We start from the raw sequence: 17468 nt of genomic DNA on the forward strand, positions 1-17468 counted from the left end.
GGTCCCTGTCCCCGCCCGCCCCCCCCCCCCCCCCCCCCCCCCCCCCCCCCCCCCCCCCCGCACCCCCCGGGGAGGCGCCCCCCCCCCCCCCCAACCCGGGCGGGCGGGGGGGCCCGGGGCCGGGCGGCCCCCGCCCCCCGCCCCCCCCCCGGACCCCGGGCCCCGCGGGGTATTTATGTCCCCGGCCCGGCCGCGGCCCCCCCCATCTTGGGGGGGGGCACCACGTGCGGGGGGCCGCTCCCGCTCAGCGCCCCGCCTGCAGCGCCCCCCACGTGGCCGGGCCCACCTTGCCGTCGACGCTCAGGCCGCGGCTGCTCTGGTAGGTGCGTACGGCCGTCTCCGTCGTCGGGCCGAAGCTGCCGTCGACGCCCACCGTGGTGCCGAGCGCCGCCGTCAGGGCGCGCTGGAGGCGCTTGACCGCGTCGCCGGAGCCGCCGCGCGCGAGGGCGGGGGTGGTGCCGGCGGAGAGCAGGGCCGTCCAGGTCTTCGGGCCGACCGCGCCGTCGGCGGTGAGCGAGCGGGCCCGCTGGAACGCCTGGGTGGCGCTCTTGGTGGCCGGGCCGAAGACGCCGTCGGCCGTACCCGCCGCGTACCCCTGGGCGTTGAGCAGCTGCTGTACCGCCTTCACCTGCGGGCCCGAGGAGCCCGTCTGCTGGAGCGCGTACGAGGGGAAGGTCAGGCTGTCACCGGGGGTGCCGGGGCCGCCCCCGACCAGCTGCATGTAGTAGTTCCAGTCCCAGTGCACCCCGGGGTCGGTGTGGTCGTTGCCGGGGACCTCGCTGTGGCCGACGATGTGCGTCCGGTTCTTCGGGATGTTGTACCGCGCGCTGAGGTGGGAGGTCAGGGCGGCGGACGAGCGGTACATCGCGTCGGTGAACCAGGCCGGGTTGTCGACGTACCCCTCGTGTTCGAGCCCGATGGACGAGGAGTTGGCGCTGCGGGCGTGCCAGGCGGTGTCGGAGTCGCGGACCGTCTGGGTGATCTCGCCGTCCGAGGAGCGGATCACGTAGTGGGCGCTGACCTGGGAGGCCGGGTTCTGGAACCAGCTGATGGAACCGGCGTACGAGCCCTGCGTGACGTGGACGACCACCTTGTCGATCGTCGCGGTCCGCCCGGTGGCGAAGTTCTGGGAGGAGGCGGGGACCCAGAGCGCCGAGGGGTAGTCGGGGCTCTGCGCGTAGACCCCGGCCGCGGAGACCTCGTCCTTGTCGGGGGCGACCGGGCGGGAGGGGACCCGTACCGTCTCGCCGTCGGGGGCCGTCGCGGTCAGGCCCTCGGCGAGGAACGTGAACACCGTGTCCGCGTAGAGCGCGGCGGCCGGTCCCTCGGCCTCGCTGTACCGGGCGACCGCCGGGTACCAGGCGTTCACGTCGCGCCGCTCCGCGCGGTCCAGGCCGAGGCGGTCGGCGTGGTCGCGCAGGACGGCGGCGCCGCCGAGGATGTTGGCCGCGGTGTCCTGGCGCAGCCGGTCGGCCGACTCGCCGGTCAGGGCCGCGGCCTTCTCCAGGGAGCGGTTCTCCGGGTTGCTCGCCAGGTGCATCACGCCGTAGCCGTTCGCCTGGCTGGGCAGCCCCGCGTGGCCGTCGAGGCGGCTCTCGCCGTAGCCGACGGCGGCCAGGAGGTCGCGCGGGACGCCGTACTCCTGCGCCGCCCGGTCGAAGGCGCGGTTCAGCGGCTCGGCGGCGGGCGCGGCGGCGGCGGCGGTCGACGGCTGGCCGGTGGCGACCAGGGCCGTGACGGTGAGGGCCGCCAGGACGGACGCGCGCGTCCGGGTGCGGGCGACGGGACTTCTGGGCATGGGGGCTCCTGCTCTGTGGGGAATCTGTGGGGAAATCCGCGGGAGGAGAAGAGAGAAGCCCTCGGCCCGGGGTGAAGGGCCGAGGGGCTGCGAGCCCACCCAGGCTAGCGAGGTGAGAAGGGCATGACAATGACGGCCGGGTTGCGGTGTGTCGAACAACTCGCTTATGGAATAAGGAAGTTGACGGGCAATTAGGGCCTGTCGGGTGACAGGGTGTATCACCCGACAGGGGGTGTGATGGGCCGATCGGACCAGCCTTCGCCATCAGCCGTTCAAGCGCCCTGGGCGGAGGTCACCACCGGGGCCCGAGCATCGACCTCGCGCGGTTCAGGCGGCGCCGTCCAGCACCGCGACCTCGAGCCCGCCCAACCGCTCCGGCTCCGCGATGACCTCGATCCTCGCGATCCGGTCGTCGTCGGTGACCGTGAAGGCGAGGACCAGCCGCAGCCGCCCCTGGGGCGCCATCACCAGCCCCACCGCCCCGTCGAGCAGCGCGGGGCCAGTGAACCGGGCACGCCCCGTCGCCGCCATCGCGCCCTGCGCCACCGTGCGGGCCCCGCTGACGAGGATGGGCTCCGGGGTGGGGACGACCATCTTGTCGGCGTGCAGCACCACGCCGGGGTGGAGCAACGCGACCAGGGCCTCCAGGTCGCCGCCCCGGGTCGCCGCCAGGAACGCCTCGACCACCTGGTGCCGGCGGCCCAGGTCCGGCGCGGGCGCCGGGGCGGGGTTGCCCCTGACGCGGCGCCGGGCGCGGCTGGCGAGTTGGCGTACCGCGGCCGGAGTGCGCTCCAGCATCGGGCCGATCTCGTCGAAAGGCACCTGGAACATGTCGTGCAGCACGAAGGCCAGCCGCTCCGGCGGGGCCAGCATGTCCAGGACCACCAGCATGGCCACGCCGACCGCGTCGGCGAGCAGCGCCTCCTCCTCCGGGTCGGTCACGTCCTGCTGGGCGCGGGCCGGGTCGGGAACGTAGGAGTCGAGGGGGTCCTCGCGGCGGTTGGCGCGTGAGCGCAGCATGTTCAGGCAGAGCCGGGAGATCACCGTGGTGAGCCAGGCGCCGAGGTTCTCGACATCGCCCGTGTCGGAGCGGTTGAGGCGTATCCATGTCTCCTGGACCGCGTCGTCGGCCTCGCTCAGCGAGCCGAGCATGCGGTAGGCGACCGCGCGCAGCCGAGGGCGTTCCTCCTCGAAGCGCAGGATCAGCGATGCGTTCTCGTTCATCTGTCACATTCCTCGGTCGCGGTGGGTCATCAGAGCAGACGACGAAAACCTAGACGCCCGGCGGGAGTCGCACTCCCCCGGCACGAACTCTGGAGCAGTCATGACGACAGCCACGATCCTGGTCACCGGTGGTACGGGAACGCTCGGCAGCCACGTTCTCCCGCTGCTGGCCAGGGCCGGCCGCTCGGTGCGGGTGCTCAGCCGGAACCCCCGGGAGAACACGGCCGGCGTCGAGTACGTCGCCTGCGACCTCCTGGCGGGGGACGGCATCGACGCCGCGCTGGAGGGCGTGGAGACGGTGCTGCACCTGGCCGGCGGGCCCAAGGGCGACGACGTGGCGACCCGGAACCTGGTGGCGGCGGCCCAACGGGTCGGAACCGTCCGCCACTTGGTCTACGTCTCGGTGATCGCCGCGGACGCCGTGCCGCTCGGCTACTTCAAGGCCAAGCTCGACTCGGAGCGGGCCGTCGCGGAGTCGGGCCTCGCGTTCACGACGCTGCGGGCCGCCCAGTTCCACGACCTGGCGCTGAAGGTGGTGGAGAAGATGGCCAAGATGCCGGTGGTGCCGTCGCCCGGCGGGCTGCGCTGGCAGCCGGTCGACTCACGCGAGGTGGCCGCGCGCCTGGTCGAGCTGACGCTGGCCGCGCCGGCCGGCCGGGTGCCCGACCTGGCCGGGCCCGACGTGTACTCGCTGGGCGAGCTGACCCGCGGCTACCTCAGGGCGCGCGGCAAGCGCCGTCCCCTGCTGCCGGTGCGGATGCCCGGGAAGGTCGGGAAGATCTACCGGGGCGGGGAGAACCTGGCACGCGAAGGAGCCACCGTGGGCACGCGGAGCTGGGAGGACTTCCTGGCCGAGCGCGTTGCCTGAGGGCTGTCCCGACCGGCGCGGGGCCCCGGCGACGGTGATCGCCGGGGCTCCCCGCACACTGCCCCGTACCTCGCCGGCCGACCGTGAGACCGCCCTGGACGCGACCCGGCGGAAGGCCTGCGGCGCTCAGGCCGGCTTCCGGAGGATCCCCGGGAGCCGGCGCTCAGGCCGGCCTCCGCAGGATCCCCGGGAGCCGGCCACGCGGCGACGAGCCGTTCCGGTCGGCCCCGCCCTCGCTACCAGCCGTTGCGGTGGATGACGTCCGCCACCGGGCGCCGCCGCACCGGACCGAAGTTGCCCTGCGGCCACCCCACCGGAACGGCGGCGAACGTCGCCATGTCCTGCGGGATGCCGAGCTCCTGCTTCCACTCCTGCTCCAGGAACAGGTGCCAGATGGTGATGTTCGCCGCCAGCCCCAGGCCCCGCGCGGCGAGCAGCAGGTTCTGGACGCCCGGGTAGACGCAGGAACCTTCCGCCAGCGCCTGGAACCGCGGCTGCGAGGCCATCATCCGCTCGGTCGCCTCCGGGCCGAGCGCCTGCGCGGAGGCGATCAGGCCCTCCTCGTCGAGCCGCGGCTCCGGGAAGCGGTAGCACGGCACGACCAGCACCGGGGTGTCGGCGAAGTGGTCGCGCTGGTACTCGATCGCGGCGACCATCCGGCCGTACGCCGCGTCGTCCATGCCCTTCGGCGCGTACTTCCCGGTCGTCGCCAGATAGGAGTCCACGCACCGCTTCCACAGCGGTGCGAGCCGGGCCATCACCTCGCGGTCCGTCACCACGACGTACTCGTAACACTGCATGTTGCCGCCGCTGGGCCCCCAGACGGCGGCCTGTATGAGCTGGTCGACCGTCTCGTCCGGGACGGCGTCCGGCTTGAGGCGGCGCATGGCGCGCATGGTGGACATGGTGTCGAAGAGGGCGGGGCCGCCGAGGGCGGACGGGTCGGGCTGAGCCGTTTCGGTCGTCATGATCGCGGAGTCTACGGAGCGGACCGCCGCACCATAAGGGGCGCTGACGGCCCGTCCGCCGCGCGGTGCGAAGCCCTGGCCGCGCTCGGGCCGGCGCCTGGTCAGCGCCGCGTCAGCCGGACCACCGGGATAGCGCGCTCGGTGCCCGCCTGATACTGCGCGTAGCGCGGGAACAGCTCCACCAGCCCCGGCCAGACCCGGGTCTTCTCGTCGGCCGGCAGGGTCGTCGCGACGGCGGGAAAACGCTCGGTTCCCACCCGGAGTTCGACCTCCGGGTTCGACCGGAGGTTCAGGTACCACAGCGGCGGGCGGTCCGAGCCGCCGTTGGAGGCCACGATCAGGTAGTCCTCGCCGTCCCGGCCGTACATCAGCACCGTCCGCCGCACCACCCCGCTGCGCCGCCCCACGTAGTCCATCAGCAGACACGGGACCCCGAGCTGCGTCGTGCCCTTCGTGCCGCCGGACGACTCGTACAGCTCCGCCTGCCGGGCCACCCAGCCGGTGGGGCTGACCTCCACCTCCGCCGCGCCGTCCGCTTCCGCCGCCATGGGGCTCTCCTTCTCCTCGTACGGTCCGTCCCTCCATCCTGCACCCCCACCCGGCCGCACCGGGGGATTCGTACACCTGGACAGGGCTCCCACCGCACGGGGGAACGCGGGCCGAGAACCCCTCCGTGAAGGCGTATAAAGGGTCCTTCCGGAGCAGCCGGCGCCCCCCGATGGCCCCTCCCCACCTCACCCCCAACGCGCGGCCGGCGTCACCGCGTCACTGAGCCCAGGAGCGCCAATGACCACCTCGGAAGAGATCAGCGCCCTGCTGGTAGCGAAGTTCGGAACCGACCCCGAGGCCCTTGGCCCCGACGTTCCGCTGCACCGGCTGCGGCTGGACTCCCTCGCCCTGGAGGAGCTGCGGCTGCTCATCGAGGAGCGGCTCGACGTCGACCTGGACGACATCGAGCTCACCTCGCGCGACACCCTCGGCCGGCTGATCGAGGCCGTCCACGTCAAGGCCACCGCGTGAGCGCCCCAGCGGCCCCCGCGACGGGGCCCTACCGCCGTACGCCGCCCGCCCCGTTCGCCGCCGCCGTCACCGGGGTGGGCCTGGTCACCGCGGCCGGTACGGGTGTACGGGCCGCCTGGCACGGCGTCACGGAAGGGCTCGCCCCGTCCGCCGGCCCCCGGCCCGAACTCGAGGGCCTGCCCTGCGACTTCTTCTACTCCGTCACCGACTGCGACCCGCGCGACGTGCTCGGGGTGGCGGCCCAGCGGCTGATGGACCGCTTCGCCCAGCTCGCCGTCATCGCCGCCCGCGAGGCCGTCGCGGACGCCGGGCTCTCCCCGGCGCTCTGGGACAGCGGCCGGGTCGGCATCGTCATCGGCTCGGCCCACGGCGGGCTCCCGTTCTACGACGAGCAGCACGCCGCCCTCACCGAGCGCGGCCCCCGCCGGGTCTCGCCGAAGCTGGCCCCCCTCTGCGTCGTCAACGGCGCGGCCAGCAGCGTCAGTCTGGACCTCGGCGTCCAGGGCCCCAGCCAGTCCGTCTCCACCGCCTGCTCCTCCGGCACCGTCGCCATCGGCACCGCCCACCAGATGCTCCGCTCCGGGGCCTGCGACATCGTCATCGCCGGCGGCGCCGAATCCACCTGCACCCGGCTCCTGATCGCCAGCGCGTGCAGCCTCAAGGCCGTCTCCACCCGCCGCGAGGACCCCACGGCCGCCTGCCGCCCCTTCGACACCCACCGCGACGGCTTCGTCGTCGGCGAGGGCGCGGGCCTCCTCGTCCTGGAACACCCCGAGCACGCCCGCGCCCGCGGCGCCACCGTCCGCGCCCACGTGAGCGGTTACGGAGCCTCCAGCGACGCCCACTCCGCGGTCGCCCCGGACCCCGAGGGGGCCGGCATCGAACGGGCCCTGCGCACCGCCCTCGCGGACGCCGGGCTCTCCCCGGCCGACGTCGGCCACGTCAACGCGCACGGCACCTCCACCCTCTCCAACGACCTCATCGAGGCGACCATGCTCCGCCGCGTCCTCGGCGAGAGCCCGCTGGTGACCTCCACCAAGGCGATGACCGGGCACACCCTCGGCGCGGCGGGTGGCATCGAGGCCGCGCTGACCGTGCTCGCCCTCCAGCACCAACTGGTCCCGCCCACCGTCAACCTGGACGCCCCCGACCCGCTGATCGAGCTGGATGTCGTCGCCAAGGAGGCCCGCGCCGCCTCCTTCGGGTGCGCGGTCAAGACCTCGCTCGGCTTCGGCGGCCACAACGCGGCGCTCGTCCTCACCAGGGCCTGAGCGGAAGGGAGTTGAGGAACATGGCCGAGGAGATCATCCGGATGCTCTCGGTGGACGGGGTGCGTTACGGCTACCGGGTCCTGCCGTACGACCGCAGCGGCGGGGCGGCCCCCGCCACCGAACCGACGCTCGTCCTCGGCGGCGCCCTCCAGGGCATGTACGGCTGGCCCCAGATGGATGTCCACCTGGGCCCGGCCACCGACGTGGTCACCGCCGACCTGCCCGGCATGGGCTCCGCCGACCCCCTGCCGCCCGGCCCCAGCGCCGACCTCCTGCGCCGGGCCGTGCTCCGGATCGCCGACGACCTCGGCGTACCCCGGCTGAACCTCTACGGCTTCTCCTACGGCACCGCCATCGCCTTCGGCTTCGCCCAGCTCCACCCCGAGCGGGTGGCCCGGCTCGCCCTCGGCGGCGTACCGGTCCACATCGACGAGGCCCAGGTGGCGCGCTGGGAGCGGGCGCGGCAGGTGCTGGACAGTGGGGACCACGACGGCTTCGCCGCGCTGGCCGCCGACGCCCTGATGTGCCTGGACCCCGAACGGACCGTGCACCGCAGGGAGTTGGCCCGCCGCTATGTGCGCCGCTCGTTCCTGCACGCGCTCACCCACTCGCCGCACGCGGCGGACTCGCTCTACCGGGCGCTGGCCGACCGGCCGGACTTCTCCGGCGGGCTGAGCGGTGTGCCGTCGCTGGTCTTCGCCGGGGAGCACGACACGGTCACCTCGCCGGAGCGGCAGCGGGAGTTCGCGGCGACGATCGAGGGCAGCCGGTTCCTGACGATCGGGGAGTCCGACCACTGGGTGGTCCTGGAGCGCGCCGTCGAGGTCGCGGAGCTGGTGTCCGGGTTCTTCACGCGGACGGAGGGCGTCGCGGGGACCGGCGCGGTCGCGCTGCCCCGGCAGGCGGGTGCCCCGGTGGGGCGGAGCTGAGCGTCCGCCCCACCGGGCCCCGGCCTCAGAACCGGAAGCCGTCGGCCTTCACCCGTACCACCTGCGGGTCGTGGTCGCTCGCCTGGTCGGCGAACTCCGCGTTGATGTGCACCACGTCGTAGTCGAAGCGCCGGATCGCCGGGCTCGTCAGGATGTGGTCCAGCGTCTGCGAGTTGCCGTCGAAGACATAGCTGTACCGCTGCTGGGCGGGCAGCGTCGTGATCAGCGGCTTGAGGACCTTGCCCTTGGTCAGCGCCGTGAACGTCGGGGAGAACTCGAAGTCGTTGAAGTCCCCGAGCGCCACCACCCGCGCCGACCTGTCCGCCTTCAGCAGCGAGGTGACGAAGGCGTTCACCTCGGCGGCCTGCTGGATCCGCTTCGTCTCCGAGGAGCGGTTCGGCTCCTGGAAGCGGCCGTGCAGCGGCTGGTCACCGCCCTTGGAGCCGAAGTGGTTGCCGATGACGAAGACCGGCTCGCCCCGGAAGGTGAACTCGCCCACCAGCGGCTTGCGGCTGGCCTCCCACGCCGGACTCGCCGGGTTGATCCGGCCGGGCGAGGCGGAGAGCTTCACACCCTTGGCGGTCTTCACCGCCTTCACCGCGGTGGTGGCGTCGCCGCCCGGCCGGTCGGCGAAGGAGACCCGCTGGGGGTTGTAGAGGAAGACGTTACGGATGTTGCCGCCGGGCTCGCCGCCGTCCTTGTTGTTCTCGGGGGCGATGTAGCGCCAGGCGTAACGCGGGCCGCCCTGCGCGACGATCGCGTCCGTGAACCGCTTCAGCGTCGCCTCGGAGCCCACCGTGCCGTCGTTCACCGGCCCGTTGTCGTCCTGGATCTCCTCCAGCGAGACGATGTCGGGGGAGGAGAGGTTCTTCGCGACGCCCTCGGCCAGCGTGTCGAACTTGGCCTGGCCGTCGGCCGCGTCCAGGTTCTCCACGTTGTACGTGGCGATGGCCAGTTCGTCCTTCTTCTGCTTGCGCGTCACCTCGCGCCGCAGCTTCTTGTCGACGTGCCTGCCCAGCTCGGTGGCCTGGAGGTTGTAGCCGCCGTAGGAGGCGTAGTCGAGTACGCCGGTGGTGCGGCCCTTGAGCACGTCGCCCACGTTCGCCGTGGGGACCGGCTGCGCCGGGTCCAGCGACATCACCTTGAGCCGGCCGGTGTTCTGGTCCTCGTACGAGGCGTAGAGCGTGCCGCCGCGCCGGGTCGGGTTCTCCTTCGGCTTGACCGTCACCCAGACCTCGTCGTACGCCGTCGTCGCCCCGGTCACCCGGGTGTCGGCGATCTGGACGCGGACGCCCTCCAGCGACTCGTACAGGTCCAGGGCGTACCGCTTCGGCTCCAGGACCAGCGGGTCGATCGAGCCGCCGCCCGCCGAGGGCACGTAACGGCCGGGCACCGAACGGGCGTCGAGGACGACCGGGGCGGGCAGCTTGTTGCCGGAGGAGAGGACGGTGGTGCGGGGCGCGGTGAGCTGGGTGACCGACTGGGTGCCGGTGCCCGGGTAATACTCGGCCACCTTGCCGCTCACCAGGACCGCGTCGCCGACCCGCACGGCCGGTGCGGCGGAGCCGGTGTAGACGAACAGGCCCTCGCTGGTGCGCGGGTCCTTGTCGGGCGCGGTGTCCTGGATCCAGAAGCCGCGCGAGCCCGTGGCCCGTACGCCGGTGACGACACCCGGGACGCCGGTGACCTCGGTGCCGTCGAGCGGGGAGACGCGGGTGGTGCCCTGGATGTGGTGGATGCGTACGGTGCCGGGCTCGGTCGGGCCGGGCTCCTCCGGCTCCTGGCCACCGCCGGACGTCTCGCCCGCCGCGTTGACGGGGGTCGGGGCGCCGGCGGAGAGGTCGGCGGCGTTGTCGTCGGTGTCGGCGAGCGAGGCGGCCCGGGAGACCGAGGCGGTGGCCGAGGCGCCGGGGACCGGGCCGCTGCCCTCCCGGACGACCGCCGAGCCGTAGCCGACCAGGTCCACGATGCGGGGCTCGGCCGCGCAGTCCGCCGCCGTCCCGCACGTGAGCGGAGCGGCGCCGGAGACCAGGGCGACGGTGCCGCTCGCGGCGGCCATCGCGATGGTGCCGGTGGCGTCCGGGGCGGGCAGGGCGACGGTGCCGCCGGTGCCCGCGGCCTGGGCGACGAGGTAGCGGCCGCCGGGGGCGATCGTCCCGGTGAGCGCGGAGACCTGCCACCGCGAACCGGCCGACGGGGCGCCCGGCAGGTACTGGACGCTGAAGCCGCCGACCTCGAACGGCGTGGAGCCGGCGTTGGCCAGCTCGACGAAGTCCCGATTCAGCGTCGCGCCCGAGTTGCCCCCGCCGCCGTACACCTCGGAGATCACCGCGGTGGCGGACGGGGCCGCCTGGGCGGCGGGCAGGGCGGTCACCGCGAGCGCGACGGCGACGGCGCCGATCAGCAGGACGGAACCGGATCTGGATTTCTGCACGGGAGGTGCCCCCAACTTGGTAGTGAGGGCCAAAAACTATGCGCGTAGAACAGAGCATGACAAGGCATCACCGGTTAATTCCCGGCATCGCCCAGAGGGAGAACGGGACACCGGACCTGGTCCCCGGCCGCCGCCGGACCGCTTCGCGCGCCCGCCACACGCCCGTCACGTGCGGCAATATCCGGGCAACACGCCCCGTGAGACGGCCGTCCACCATGCGGTCAACGGTTTGACCGGGTTACGCCGTTCCGACTACGTTGCGCGCCATGCAGCGATCCGCACACCTGACGACGCGAGGTCATGTCGACCTGAAGCGCGTGTGCTCCGCGGCGTGTCACCAGGTCTGAACGCACCGAGCCCCTGGGCGACCGCAGCCGGAGCCTCTCCGGCGTGCGTACGCCGGGGCGACCGTTCCACGGGAGAAGCCGCAACCCCCCGGCCGTGCCGACGGGTTGTGGTCCCAGGCTCCGCCCGGGAGCCTCCCCGCACGGCCCGCTGCCACCGAGGACCTGGAAGACACCTGTGAAGCGTCTGACTGCGCCCGCCCGCCGCCCCGACCCCCTGCGCCGCTCCGACATCCCCGCCGGGCCCGCCCGCCGGGTCTCCGGCACCGGCTCCGTGCTGAGCGCCATCCTCGACCACGGGCCGGTCGCCCGCTCCAACGTGGCCCGCCTCACCGGACTCTCACCGGCCGCCGTGACCGGCCACGTCGGCAGCCTGCTGGCCCGCGGGCTGGTCCGGGAGAGCGCGGAGACCGTCGGGCCCAAGGGGCTCGGCCGCCCGCACATCCCCGTCGAGATCGACACCGGCCGCTATCTGGTCGCCGGGGCCCACGTCGCCGTCGCCCACTCCACCGTCTCCCTCATGGACCTGCGCGGCCGGATCGTCGCCGAGGACCGCCAGCCGCACGCGATCGGCGCGATGGGCCCGTACGCCACCGTCCCCGGCCGCTCCCCGCGCGGGCTCTCCAGCGGGCCCGCCCTCCTGCGCGACCTCGCCGACCGGCTGCCCCGGCTGATCGAGGCGCACGGAGCGGGGCGGACCGTCCTCGCCCTCGGCTTCGCCACCGGCCACCGGGTCGACCCCGCCGCCGGCGTGGTCGTCGACCACCCGCACCTGGGCTGGCGGGACGTCCCGGTGCGCGAGATCCTCGCATCGGCCACCGGGCTGCCCGTCCATGTGGACAGCCACTCCCGGGCGTTGGCCCGCGCCGAGCAGCTGTTCGGCGAGGCGTCGACCCGGGCCAGTACGGTGCTGCTCTTCGTCGGAGCGGTGGTGGACGCGGCCTTCGTCAGCTCCGGGGCCATGCACCTGGGCCCCCGCTCCGGGGCGGGCAGCGTGGCCCATCTGCCCCTGGGTTCGGGCGGATCGGGCGGGGCCGAGCCCTGCTCGTGCGGCCGGGCCGGGTGCCTCCAGTCCGAGGTCTCCGAGCGGGCCATGGTGCGCCGGGCCGCCGAACAGGGCCTGGTGGTCGGCTCGTTCACCGAACTCCTGGACCGGGCGCTGGCCGGTGACGACCGGGCCCTCGCGCTGTTCCGGCGGCGGGCCAGGCTGGTGGGCCGGGGGGCGGCGCTGCTGCTGGACATGTTCGACCCGGAAGTCCTCGTGGTGGTCGAGCCGGGGGCCGGCCGGATCCCGGAGTGTCTGGCCGATCTGCGGGCGGAGGTGGCCGAGCGGTCGTGGGTCTGCGAGGACCCCGAACGGACCGTGGTGCCCAGCAGCTTCACCGGATCGGTGCTGGCCACGGCGGGCGGCGCGGTCGCGCTCGGCGCGCTCTACACCGACCCGCTGGGACCGTGGCCCGCGCTGCCCGCGGTGTCCTGATCCGGCCGTCACCCCTCCGTACGGCCGGCGCGGAATCCGACTTAATTCAGAAAGTTGCATTGTTGACCGGCCCGCCGGCCGAACGGGAAGATGGATCCATGACCAGCCGCCAGCGTATTCAGCAGAGCATGCCCCGCACGGCATGTCGCTGTCGCACGGCTGCGCCGGTGAGGGAATTCTCCCGGCCTTTCTGTTGTCGCCCCTGTCCGGGTCCCCGATAACACCCGTCCGGCCCGGCACCCGCTCCGGCCGGACACCCCGCTGATTTCCGGGCGGTCACCGCGGCCTGCCGGCCTCGGCCGCGTGCCCTTTTCCGCCCTGCCTCCGTGCGCCCTTTTCCGCCTTTCCACTCCGGGAGAGATGTTGACCGTCACCGTTTCCTCATATGCCGCCGGGTACGCCCCGGACCGTTTCAAGCAGGTGTTCCGCCGCTATCCGGCGGGCGTGGTCGTCGTCACCGCCGACTCCGGCCGCGGGCCCGTCGGATTCACCGCGACCTCGCTCACCTCGCTCTCCCTGGACCCGCCGCTGGTCTCCTACGGCATCGGCACCACCGCCTCCTCCTGGCCCCATGTCGAGCGGGCCGCCTCCACCGTCGTCAACTTCCTCGGCGCCGACCAGGAATCCCTCGCCCGGACCTTCGCCACCAGCGGCATCGACCGGTTCGCCGCCCCGACCTCCTGGCGTCGGCTGGCCGAGGGCGAGCCGGTGCTCGACGGGGTGGCCGGCTGGCTGCGGCTGGAGACCGAACAGATCGTGCCCGCCGGGGACCACCGGATCGTCATCGCCCGGGTCACCGACTCCTGGCTCGACGAGGGCCGCAGTCCGCTGCTCTTCCACGACGGCACCTACCACTCCCTCTGAGCAACCCCCTCTGAGCACAGGAACACACCCCATGTCTCGTCACCCAGCGAACACCGACGCCGCGACCGCCGGAAAGAGATCCGCCCTCGGAAGAACCGTGGGCCGCAGATCCTTTCTCGCCCTCGCCACCGGAACGGTTCTGAGCCTCGCCGCCTGCTCTCCGCAGGTGAAGTCGGCCGCCGTCTCCGAGCCCACCGGAAATCTCCCCTCGGGCGATCCGCCGCCGGGCACGAAACTGACCGTCGCGGTACGCCAGACAAAGCTCCAGCTCGAACCCGCGGGGCTCAAGAAGGACCTCGCCTTCACCGTATCCGAATGGCCGAACCTGAGCGCGGGCCCCGATATCATCCAGGGATTTCGGGCCCAGTCCATCGACCTCGCCTCCAATGCGGGAATTCCGCCTATCCAGGCCAAGGCCATCGGCGTCGAGACGAAGATCGTCGCGGTCCAGGTGCGCCCGCTGCCCCTCTACACCTTCGCCACCGCCCCGGGCACCGGCATCACCTCCGTGGAGGACTTCCGCGGCAAGAAGATCGGCTTCTCCCAGGGGCAGGCCCAGGGCGTCGTCGTCCTGCGCGCCCTCAAGGCCGCCGGGCTGAAGAACAGCGACGTCGAACTCGTCGCCCTGCCCAGCACCCAGTTCCTCACCGCCCTCCAGTCCAAGCAGGTCGACGTGGCGCCGCTGGGGGAGCCGAGCCTCACCAAGTACCTGGACCAGTACGCCGAGGACGGCGCCGCCGCCGTCAAGACCGACGTCGTGGACCTGCTCACCGTCCTGTGGGCCCCCGTCGAGGTGCTCAACGACCCGGCGAAGGCCGCCGCCGTCCGCAACTTCGTCCCGCTGTGGGCCAAGGGCCTGGTCTGGGCGTGGGAGAACACGGACGAGTGGATCGACACGTACTACGTGAAGAGCGAGGGCGTCTCCGTGGCCGACGGCCGGCGCATCGTCTCCTCCCTCAACAAGCCGCAGTTCCCGGTGAGCTGGGACAAGGCGATCGAGTGGGAGCAGGAGACCGCCGACCTGATGGCCGAGGGCGGCTTCGTACCGAAGCAGGACGTCACCGACCTGTTCGACCGCCGCTTCGAGGGACTCGCGGCCCAGTCCGTTCCCGCCGAGTACCGGGAGACCTCATGACCGACCTGCTGCCCACCGCCCGCTCCAGGGGGCCCGCCGTCCTCACCAAGGGCGCGGCGCCCCCGGGGGCCTCGCCCCAGGAGCCCGGACCGCCCGTGGCCCGTGGCACCCGGCGGCGGCTCGGCCCCGGCCGGTCCCTCCCCTTCGGCCGGCTCATCGGCCCCGCCCTGCTGATCGCCCTGTGGTGGGCCGCCTCCGCCTCCGGCTACCTGGACCCGCGCATCCTGTCCGGGCCCGGCAGCGTGATCTCCACCGCCTCCGACCTGGTCGCCACCGGCCGCCTCCAGGACAACGTCCTCATCTCCCTCCAACGCGCCGGGCTCGGCCTCTTCTTCGGCGTCGCCAGCGGTGTGATCCTCGCGGTCGCGGCCGGGCTGAGCCGCAGCGGCGAGTACCTGATCGACGGGCCGCTCCAGATCAAGCGCGCCATCCCCTCGCTCGCCATGCTGCCCCTGCTGATCCTCTGGCTCGGCATCGGCGAGGAGATGAAGGTCACCGTCATCGCCCTCGGCGTGGCGGTCAGCATGTACATCAACACCTTCGCCTTCCTGACCTCCATCGACAGCCGGTACGTGGAGCTGGCGGAGGGACTCGACCTCGGCCGCGCCCAGTTCATCCGCAAGGTCGTGATCCCCGGCTCGCTGCCCGGCTTCTTCGTCGGCCTGCGCCTCGGCGTCACCTCCTCCTGGGTCGGACTGATCGTCGTCGAGCAGATCAACGCCACCAGCGGCATCGGCTACATGATGTTCCAGGCCCAGCTGTACGCCCAGTCCGACGTGATCATCGTGGGCCTGGTGGCCTACGGGATCTTCGGCTTCGCCTCGGACGCGGCCGTACGCGCCATCGAGAGGAGGGCCCTGTCATGGCGACGCACCCTGGCGGGCTGATCACCGAGGTCCGGCCCGCGGTCCAGACGAAGCGGCTGGTACGGAAGTTCGGCGACCGGATCATCCTGAAGGAACTCGATCTGACCGTCGCGCCGGGGGAGTTCACCGCCCTCCTGGGCCGCAGCGGATCGGGGAAGTCCACCCTGCTGCGGGCCGTCGCCCGCCTCGACCACACGGTCGAGGGCTCCGGTGAACTCACCGTCCCCGAACGGGTCTCGCTCTCCTTCCAGGACTCCCGGCTGCTGCCCTGGCTCCGGATCCTGGACAACGTGACCCTCGGGCTGCGCGGCCCCGGCGCCCGCGAGCGCGGCCTCACCGCCCTGGAGGAGGTGGGCCTCGCCGGCCGCGACCGCTCCTGGCCGCACGAGCTGTCCGGCGGCGAACAGCAGCGCGCCGCCCTCGCCCGCGCCCTGGTCCGCGAACCCGAACTCCTCCTGGCCGACGAGCCGTTCGGCGCACTCGACGCGCTGACCCGGATCAAGATGCACGGCCTGCTGCGCGAACTGTACGAACGCCACCGCCCCGCCGTGCTCCTGGTCACCCACGACGTCGACGAGGCCGTCGAACTCGCCGACCGGGTGCTGGTCCTGGACGACGGCCTGATCTCCGTCGACCTCGCCATCGACCTGCCGAGCCCGCGCTCCCGGCGCGACGCCCGCTTCCAGGAGTACCGCGACACCCTGCTCACCGCCCTCGGGGTCACGCAGCCGCCGCCCACGACGGCCTGAGCCACCCACCGCGCTTCCACCCGCACCTCTCTGGAGACACCCATGCCCTCCGCCAAGACCCGCAAGCCGCTCCACCTCAACGCCTTCCTCATGTCCACCGGGCACCACGAGGCGTCCTGGCGGCTCCCCGAGAGCCCGCCCGAGGCCAACTCCGACATCGAGCACTACAAGAACCTCGCCCGGATCGCCGAACGCGGCCGCCTGGACTCCCTCTTCCTCGCCGACAGCCCGGTCCTCATGGGCGACCCCGGCCGCCGCCCGGCCGCCAAGCTGGAGCCCACCGTCCTGCTCACCGCCCTGGCCGGGGCCACCGAGCACATCGGGCTCATCGCCACCGCCTCCACCAGCTACAACGAGCCCTACAACCTGGCCCGCCGGTTCGCCTCGCTGGACCACGTCTCCGGCGGCCGGGCCGGCTGGAACATCGTCACCACCGCCGGGGCCGACGCCGCCCGCAACTTCGGCCTGGACGACACCCCGCTGCACCGCGAGCGCTACCGCCGGGCCGCCGAGTTCGTGGAGGTCTCCACCAAGCTCTGGGACAGCTGGGCCGACGACGCCGTCGTCGCCGACAAGGAGGCCGGCGTCCACGCCCTGGCCTCACGCGTCCGCGCCATCGAGCACCGCGGCGAGTTCTTCCGCGTCGACGGACCCCTCAACGTCCAGCGCCCGCCCCAGGGCCACCCGCTGCTCGTGCAGGCCGGCTCCAGCGAGGACGGCAAGGACTTCGCCGCCCGGTACGCCGAGGCGGTCTTCACCGCCCAGCAGACCCTGGAGGAGGGCATCGCCTTCTACAAGGACGTCAAGGCGCGGGCCGTGGCACTCGGCCGCGACCCCGAGGGCATCAAGATCCTGCCCGGCATCGTCCCCGTCATCGGCGACACGGAGGCCGAGGCCCGGGAGCTGGACGCCGAGCTGGACCGCCTCATCGTCCCCGAGTACGCCAAGCGCCAGCTCGCCCTGCGCCTCAAGATCGCCCCGGAGGAGCTGGACCTGGACGCCGAACTCCCCGAGGACATCCCGACCGAGGACGAGATCGAGGGAGCCAAGAGCCGCTACACCCTCATCGTGGAGCTGGCCCGCCGCGAGCACCTGACCGTACGCCAGCTCATCGGGCGGCTCGGCGGCGGACGCGGCCACCGCACCTTCGCCGGCACCGCCGAGCAGGTCGCCGACACCATCGAGCACTGGTACGACAGCGGGGCCGCCGACGGGTTCAACATCATGCCCGCGGTGCTCCCCTCCGGCCTGGAGGTCTTCGTCGACCGGGTGGTCCCCATCCTCCAGGAGCGCGGCCTCTTCCGCACCGAGTACACCGGCGCCACCCTGCGCGAGCACTACGGCCTGCCGCGCCCCGCCAACCAGCTGTTCGACGCGGCGGCCCCCCGCACCGACCTGGCTACGGCGGGAGCCCGGTGACCGACTGTACGACGCGCAGCGGTGCCGGCCCCCGGCAGCAGCCGGGGGGCGGCACCGCCCCGCCGCCCGCAGCGGCACCGCCCCCCCCCGGCGGGGCCC

Annotated in this window: 15 protein-coding genes; 10 read left to right on the plus strand and 5 right to left on the minus strand. The window is 73.2% G+C overall.

Going from position 1 to position 17468, the window contains the following annotated elements:
• Window positions 1-244: 244 nt before the first annotated feature.
• Both AB0917_RS28150 and AB0917_RS28155 read right to left on the minus strand, forming a co-directional pair.
• The gene (locus tag AB0917_RS28150) at window positions 245-1798 is read right to left on the minus strand and encodes a peptidoglycan-binding protein (RefSeq protein WP_366822489.1); all 1554 of its coding nucleotides are present in this window, start codon (window positions 1796-1798) and stop codon (window positions 245-247) included.
• A 327-nt stretch (window positions 1799-2125) separates the two neighbouring features.
• The gene (locus tag AB0917_RS28155; RefSeq protein ID WP_366822490.1) at window positions 2126-3022 is read right to left on the minus strand and encodes a sigma-70 family RNA polymerase sigma factor; all 897 of its coding nucleotides are present in this window, start codon (window positions 3020-3022) and stop codon (window positions 2126-2128) included.
• Between the two features lie 100 nt (window positions 3023-3122).
• Between AB0917_RS28155 and AB0917_RS28160 the strand changes: the two genes are divergently transcribed.
• A complete protein-coding gene (locus AB0917_RS28160; protein ID WP_366822491.1) occupies window positions 3123-3890 on the plus strand; it encodes an SDR family oxidoreductase in 768 nt (255 codons plus the stop codon).
• A gap of 236 nt (window positions 3891-4126) precedes the next feature.
• On the opposite strand, the gene AB0917_RS28165 is transcribed toward AB0917_RS28160, so the two are convergent.
• Together AB0917_RS28165 and AB0917_RS28170 are read right to left on the minus strand one after the other, a co-directional pair.
• On the minus strand, window positions 4127-4858 hold the full coding sequence (locus tag AB0917_RS28165; RefSeq protein ID WP_366822492.1) for a nitroreductase family protein: 732 nt from the start codon (window positions 4856-4858) through the stop codon (window positions 4127-4129).
• Between the two features lie 101 nt (window positions 4859-4959).
• Window positions 4960-5406: a nitroreductase family deazaflavin-dependent oxidoreductase gene (locus AB0917_RS28170; protein WP_366822493.1), complete on the minus strand. Its 447-nt coding sequence runs from the start codon at window positions 5404-5406 to the stop codon at window positions 4960-4962.
• 238 nt (window positions 5407-5644) lie between these two features.
• Here AB0917_RS28170 and AB0917_RS28175 point away from each other — a divergent pair, with 238 nt between their 5' ends.
• From AB0917_RS28175 to AB0917_RS28185, 3 genes are read left to right on the plus strand one after another with little or no spacing between them, the layout of a single operon-like run.
• Window positions 5645-5878 (plus strand): phosphopantetheine-binding protein, encoded by a 234-nt coding sequence (locus AB0917_RS28175; protein ID WP_366822494.1) that lies wholly within the window; start codon window positions 5645-5647, stop codon window positions 5876-5878.
• Complete coding sequence (locus tag AB0917_RS28180; RefSeq protein WP_366822495.1) at window positions 5875-7149, plus strand: beta-ketoacyl-[acyl-carrier-protein] synthase family protein; 1275 nt, start codon at window positions 5875-5877, stop codon at window positions 7147-7149. Before AB0917_RS28175 ends, AB0917_RS28180 begins: the two co-directional genes overlap by 4 nt.
• A gap of 20 nt (window positions 7150-7169) precedes the next feature.
• On the plus strand, window positions 7170-8078 hold the full coding sequence (locus AB0917_RS28185) for an alpha/beta fold hydrolase (protein ID WP_366822496.1): 909 nt from the start codon (window positions 7170-7172) through the stop codon (window positions 8076-8078).
• A 25-nt stretch (window positions 8079-8103) separates the two neighbouring features.
• Here the strand turns inward: AB0917_RS28185 and AB0917_RS28190 are convergent, their stop codons facing one another.
• Complete coding sequence (locus AB0917_RS28190) at window positions 8104-10512, minus strand: endonuclease/exonuclease/phosphatase family protein (protein WP_366822497.1); 2409 nt, start codon at window positions 10510-10512, stop codon at window positions 8104-8106.
• A 522-nt stretch (window positions 10513-11034) separates the two neighbouring features.
• On the opposite strand from AB0917_RS28190, the gene AB0917_RS28195 reads away from it, so the two are divergent.
• The 6 genes from AB0917_RS28195 (at window position 11035) to AB0917_RS28220 (ending at window position 17369) form a co-directional block, all read left to right on the plus strand.
• Window positions 11035-12336: an ROK family transcriptional regulator gene (locus AB0917_RS28195; protein ID WP_366822498.1), complete on the plus strand. Its 1302-nt coding sequence runs from the start codon at window positions 11035-11037 to the stop codon at window positions 12334-12336.
• A 360-nt stretch (window positions 12337-12696) separates the two neighbouring features.
• Window positions 12697-13200, plus strand: coding sequence for a flavin reductase family protein (locus AB0917_RS28200; protein WP_366822499.1), 504 nt, complete (start codon window positions 12697-12699; stop codon window positions 13198-13200).
• Window positions 13201-13231: 31 nt separating this feature from the next.
• A complete protein-coding gene (locus tag AB0917_RS28205) occupies window positions 13232-14335 on the plus strand; it encodes an ABC transporter substrate-binding protein (protein ID WP_366822500.1) in 1104 nt (367 codons plus the stop codon).
• Window positions 14332-15222, plus strand: coding sequence for an ABC transporter permease (locus tag AB0917_RS28210; protein ID WP_366822501.1), 891 nt, complete (start codon window positions 14332-14334; stop codon window positions 15220-15222). The genes AB0917_RS28205 and AB0917_RS28210 overlap by 4 nt, the downstream gene beginning before the upstream one ends.
• Complete coding sequence (locus tag AB0917_RS28215) at window positions 15198-15950, plus strand: ABC transporter ATP-binding protein (RefSeq protein ID WP_366822502.1); 753 nt, start codon at window positions 15198-15200, stop codon at window positions 15948-15950. The genes AB0917_RS28210 and AB0917_RS28215 overlap by 25 nt, the downstream gene beginning before the upstream one ends.
• 42 nt (window positions 15951-15992) lie before the next feature.
• A complete protein-coding gene (locus AB0917_RS28220; protein WP_366822503.1) occupies window positions 15993-17369 on the plus strand; it encodes an LLM class flavin-dependent oxidoreductase in 1377 nt (458 codons plus the stop codon).
• Window positions 17370-17468: the final 99 nt, after the last annotated feature.

The organism is Streptomyces sp. NPDC007346 (genome assembly GCF_040703535.1).
Classification (GTDB): domain Bacteria; phylum Actinomycetota; class Actinomycetes; order Streptomycetales; family Streptomycetaceae; genus Streptomyces.

Coding starts and splice junctions, on each gene's coding strand:
- AB0917_RS28150 (WP_366822489.1), bottom strand. CDS start 1,798: ATGCCCAGAAGTCCCGTCGCCCGCACCCGGACGCGCGCGTCCGTCCTG.
- AB0917_RS28155 (WP_366822490.1), bottom strand. CDS start 3,022: ATGAACGAGAACGCATCGCTGATCCTGCGCTTCGAGGAGGAACGCCCT.
- AB0917_RS28160 (WP_366822491.1), top strand. CDS start 3,123: ATGACGACAGCCACGATCCTGGTCACCGGTGGTACGGGAACGCTCGGC.
- AB0917_RS28165 (WP_366822492.1), bottom strand. CDS start 4,858: ATGACGACCGAAACGGCTCAGCCCGACCCGTCCGCCCTCGGCGGCCCC.
- AB0917_RS28170 (WP_366822493.1), bottom strand. CDS start 5,406: ATGGCGGCGGAAGCGGACGGCGCGGCGGAGGTGGAGGTCAGCCCCACC.
- AB0917_RS28175 (WP_366822494.1), top strand. CDS start 5,645: ATGACCACCTCGGAAGAGATCAGCGCCCTGCTGGTAGCGAAGTTCGGA.
- AB0917_RS28185 (WP_366822496.1), top strand. CDS start 7,170: ATGGCCGAGGAGATCATCCGGATGCTCTCGGTGGACGGGGTGCGTTAC.
- AB0917_RS28200 (WP_366822499.1), top strand. CDS start 12,697: ATGTTGACCGTCACCGTTTCCTCATATGCCGCCGGGTACGCCCCGGAC.
- AB0917_RS28205 (WP_366822500.1), top strand. CDS start 13,232: ATGTCTCGTCACCCAGCGAACACCGACGCCGCGACCGCCGGAAAGAGA.
- AB0917_RS28210 (WP_366822501.1), top strand. CDS start 14,332: ATGACCGACCTGCTGCCCACCGCCCGCTCCAGGGGGCCCGCCGTCCTC.
- AB0917_RS28215 (WP_366822502.1), top strand. CDS start 15,198: ATGGCGACGCACCCTGGCGGGCTGATCACCGAGGTCCGGCCCGCGGTC.
- AB0917_RS28220 (WP_366822503.1), top strand. CDS start 15,993: ATGCCCTCCGCCAAGACCCGCAAGCCGCTCCACCTCAACGCCTTCCTC.